The organism is uncultured Catenibacterium sp., from assembly GCF_900540665.1.
Classification (GTDB): Bacteria; Bacillota_I; Bacilli_A; order Erysipelotrichales; family Coprobacillaceae; genus Catenibacterium.
The window spans coordinates 1-4,151 of record NZ_UQGV01000109.1 but is presented as its reverse complement, the minus strand read 5'-3'; the positions used below and the strand labels follow the sequence as shown (position 1 = coordinate 4,151).

Annotated in this window: 5 protein-coding genes; all 5 read right to left on the bottom strand. The window is 33.8% G+C overall.

Annotated elements, in window-relative coordinates; all coding sequences use genetic code 11:
• Positions 1-306: 306 nt before the first annotated feature.
• Positions 307-1,029, bottom strand: coding sequence for a Type 1 glutamine amidotransferase-like domain-containing protein (locus QZQ55_RS10595; protein WP_295093153.1), 723 nt, complete (start codon positions 1,027-1,029; stop codon positions 307-309).
• 86 nt (positions 1,030-1,115) lie between these two features.
• Positions 1,116-1,595, bottom strand: coding sequence for an S-ribosylhomocysteine lyase (locus tag QZQ55_RS10590; protein ID WP_006504607.1), 480 nt, complete (start codon positions 1,593-1,595; stop codon positions 1,116-1,118).
• A gap of 68 nt (positions 1,596-1,663) precedes the next feature.
• Positions 1,664-1,840 carry a hypothetical protein gene (locus QZQ55_RS10585; protein ID WP_195921047.1) on the bottom strand — a complete coding sequence of 59 codons (177 nt, stop codon included), beginning with the start codon at positions 1,838-1,840 and terminating at the stop codon, positions 1,664-1,666.
• 16 nt (positions 1,841-1,856) lie between these two features.
• Positions 1,857-2,492 carry a PolC-type DNA polymerase III gene (locus QZQ55_RS10580; protein ID WP_295093151.1) on the bottom strand — a complete coding sequence of 212 codons (636 nt, stop codon included), beginning with the start codon at positions 2,490-2,492 and terminating at the stop codon, positions 1,857-1,859.
• A 32-nt stretch (positions 2,493-2,524) separates the two neighbouring features.
• A complete protein-coding gene (pckA, locus tag QZQ55_RS10575) occupies positions 2,525-4,117 on the bottom strand; it encodes a phosphoenolpyruvate carboxykinase (ATP) (protein WP_298092503.1) in 1,593 nt (530 codons plus the stop codon).
• Positions 4,118-4,151: the final 34 nt, after the last annotated feature.

Here is a 4,151-nt window from a genome sequence, read left to right as displayed (position 1 = left end):
CAACTCTTCTTCTGATAATACACTCATATCAACTATTCTCTTAGAAGACTTTACTTTAGATTCAATTCTTGCATATAGATGAGTGGACATTGCAGTAATATAAAACACACCCCTTTTTATATTTTCATCACTTATATTATATACATTCAATCGCAAATATATACAAAAAAGACGCTTCGCATTGAAACGTCATTTTTGTATACAATTATGTTTTAAGGGGAGAGTTAAAAACAATTTTCTTTTGCTCTTGTGTATTAAGATATTTTTTAAGGGAGTTTCTTAATACATTTATAATATAGCCCCTCTTTATGAATCCAATGTGAACATACAATCTTTTTCTTGTATAAGTGATTGTTTTCCTTTTTCTATTTTATAAGATAACCCATAAATGACTTCTTTTCCTTCATGAATATGTATAAAGCTGCCATCCACTAATACTATAAATGTTCTTTTGGCACTATCAGGATAAGCTATATCTTTGAATATATGAACACCATCCAAACAATCATCATGTATTTCATTATAGTGAGGAATGATCATTGTTTGGGTGAGTTCTAATCCCGGAAGATATCTTTGATACTTCTTATCAAGATATTCTCCCGGAAGTTCAGGCATGGCGTATACAGTCTTAGCACAGTTCATAGAACCTGCACTGACACCTACTATCACACCTTCATACTCCTTTAAATACTTCTTTAAGTGGATTTCTCTAAAGAACTTGTTTTGAGTAGGAACATGCCCTCCTCCAAGTATGATAAGATCTGATTCTTTCACTAGTTCTTCTGTCTTCTCTTTGTTTCGATCATCCAGAATAGTAAATGTATCTACTAAGAAATGACTATTCATCAAGGCTTTCTTTTGGTAATTTCCCCATTCATCATTATGAGTCGTATCAATTGGATCAGATGCTATATAAAGACAACGAATATGATGTGGAAGAACATCAAAAAGAAGAGAACGGAAACCATTCTCTTCATTAATATATTGACCATTTAATGTTAAGTTTGAGCTTGTCAGAAATAAATGCATAGTAATACCTCTCTTTATTAGTATACATACAAGTAAGTAATTAATCAATATATGTACGTACAGTTAAAAAGACTTCCAGGGAAGTCTTAGTCTGGATATACTAAATGTTCTTCTGTAATATTCTTAAGAGTGTTATCTAAGAATCTTTTAGCAACAATTTTAGTAAGAGGTAAGTTCATATCAAGATAGTTACCACAATCTCTTGCTGCAGCACCTGGAACATCACCTTCGAATTCAGCCATGAAAGTAAACATTTCAGTCACTAATCCTACAACATCCTTAGATTCTAAATCTCCTGCAAGAATCATATAGAATCCTGTACGACATCCCATAGGACCAAAGTAAATAACTTTTTCAGCCCATTCCTTATGATTTCTTAAGAAAGTAGCACCTAAATGTTCCATAGTGTGGATTTCAGCTGTATTAATAACAGGTTCTCTGTTAGGTGCTGTCATACGAATATCAAAAGTAGTGATAACTTCTTCCCCTACCTTATCTTTTCTAGATACATAAATACCTGGTAATAAAGTTAAATGATTCACTGTAAAGCTTGCGATTTTGTTCATGTTAGTTCTTTTCCTTTCTATCTCCAATTAGTATATATAACAATTATATACAATATTAACAGTTGAAGTCACTTTTGCAAGCCTTTTAATCTCAATATATCAATTCTCTTATCAAGTGCAATTCTTGCTTCAGAAATACTCATTGCAGGTTGTCCACTTAATCTTTCTTCTTCCGATTCCAATACACTTGCACGTAATTCTAATAATTGTTTATCTCTTTCTAGTTCAGCTTCTTCAACAAACATCTTATGATCATCCTTTCTATTTCTTATTCTTTCTTTTCTTACGATAATTCTCTATTGTCCCAAAGTTATTAAAGATATCTTCCATCATCATTTCATATACATCATGCGTGATTTCACAATCATTCACTGCACGATGTGCATGAGAATAATCAATATGATAATGATCTGCAAGATCCTTGAGTCTATAGCGTTTCAAATCTTTATGTAATAGTTTTCTTGCAATCTTCAATGTATCAATATAATCATTTTGAAAGAGGACTCCATAATCTCTTAGAAGCGCATCATAGATGAAACGAATATCAAAGCGAACATTATGACCAATGATCACATCATTCCCTATAAACTTAATATATTCTCTAAGAACATCTTTTTCTCCTCTTGCATCATGTAACATACGATTAGAAATGCCAGTGAGATTCTCAATAAAATCACTTATATAAATAGTCTTATCCTTATCTAGTAAGTCTACAGGTAATTGATCTCTTAAAGGGTTAATGAGTTCACTAAAGCGTGCCACTTCTTTATGGTTGACATACTTAATAGCTGCAACTTCTATAAGTCTTTCTGTTTCAGGATTTAATCCTGTTGCTTCTATATCTACCACGATATAAGTATCTGGATATTCTATTCTACTCTTACCTATTTCTCTCATAAAACCTCCAAAAAAGCCACATAAAGTGGCTTTTATTTCTTAGGATGTGGTCCTGCTTTTCTAATATTTTCTGGCATATGTGGATACTTAGTATTAAAGTTTGCTTCAAACATCATAGCAAGTTCATTGGCCATATCCTCATACGCTTCCTTGTTAGCCCATGTATCCTTAGGGTTTAATACATATTCTGGTACACCAGGACATGATTGAGGGACATGAAGATTAAAACGTGAATCATAGTAATAGATGACATTATCTAATGAACCATTGACTGCAGCAGTGACCATGGCACGTGTATATGATAATTTCATACGTGAACCAATACCATAAGGTCCACCATTCCATCCAGTGTTTACAAGGTATACCTTTGTACCATAGGCTTCTAGACGTGAACCAAGTAATTGTGCATAGATACTTGGTTCTAGAGGCATAAATGGTTCACCAAATAGTGTAGAGAATGTAGGCTGTGGTTCACTAATACCTCTTTCTGTACCTGCAACTTTAGATGTGAATCCAGTAACGAACTGATACATTGCGGCATCATGGTCAAGTCTAGAAATAGGTGGTAATACACCAAAGGCATCTGCTGTTAAGAAAATGACAACGTTAGGAACGCCTCCTACCCCTGGAATCTGGGCATTTTGAATATATTCAATAGGATAACCTACACGTGTATTTTCTGTAAGTGTTCCATCATCATAGTCTGGCTGTCTTGTTTTTGCATCTACAACAACATTTTCTAATTCTGAACCAAAACGGATAGCACGATAGATGTCTGGTTCTCCTGTAGGAGATAAGTTAATTGTTTTCGCATAACATCCTCCTTCAAAGTTGAAGATACCTTCTTCACTCCATCCATGTTCATCATCACCTATCAGCATTCTATTAGGGTCTGTAGAAAGTGTTGTTTTACCTGTACCTGATAAGCCAAAGAAAATAGCTGTTTCACCAGTACGAGGATCCATATTAGCTGAACAGTGCATAGGTAGAATGTTTTCCTGTAAAGGCATGCAGTAGTTCATGATTGTGAAGACTGATTTTTTTATTTCTCCTGAATATTGTGAACCAACAATAATAACTGTACGTTCTGTAAAGTTAATAACGATAGCTGCTTCTGAGTTGGTATGATCCACTTCAGAAACGCAGTGGAATCCTGGTGCAACGAGAATTGTATAATCTGTTAAACCAAAATTATCTAATTCCTCTTTTGTAGGTCTAATGAGTAATTGATGAATAAAAAGGTTCTGACATGCGAGTTCATTAATGACAGTGAATTTACGACGATACTTCTTATCAGCTCCTGCAAAGCCTTTAAATACGAATAATTCCTTGTCACTCATATAATTCAATACTTTTTCTTTTAATGAGTTGTAGTGTTCTACACTCATAGCTACATTGACATCACCCCAGGCAATCTGTTCATGTACCTCTGGTGTATCTACAATAAATTTATCATGTGGAGAACGACCTGTATATTTTCCTGTTTTAACAACTAACGCACCCTGGTCAGTTAGTAATCCTTCTTTACGCTTTAAAGCATATTCTACTAATTTAGCAGGACATAAATTATAATGTGCTTTTCCTGTATAGTTTTTAATTCCTGCATATTCTAGTGTCTTTTCCATAAAGTAACCCCTTTCATTTTGTCTGTATAACACA

Coding starts and splice junctions, on each gene's coding strand:
- QZQ55_RS10585 (WP_195921047.1), bottom strand. CDS start 1,840: ATGTTTGTTGAAGAAGCTGAACTAGAAAGAGATAAACAATTATTAGAA.
- pckA (WP_298092503.1), bottom strand. CDS start 4,117: ATGGAAAAGACACTAGAATATGCAGGAATTAAAAACTATACAGGAAAA.
- QZQ55_RS10590 (WP_006504607.1), bottom strand. CDS start 1,595: ATGAACAAAATCGCAAGCTTTACAGTGAATCATTTAACTTTATTACCA.
- QZQ55_RS10580 (WP_295093151.1), bottom strand. CDS start 2,492: ATGAGAGAAATAGGTAAGAGTAGAATAGAATATCCAGATACTTATATC.
- QZQ55_RS10595 (WP_295093153.1), bottom strand. CDS start 1,029: ATGCATTTATTTCTGACAAGCTCAAACTTAACATTAAATGGTCAATAT.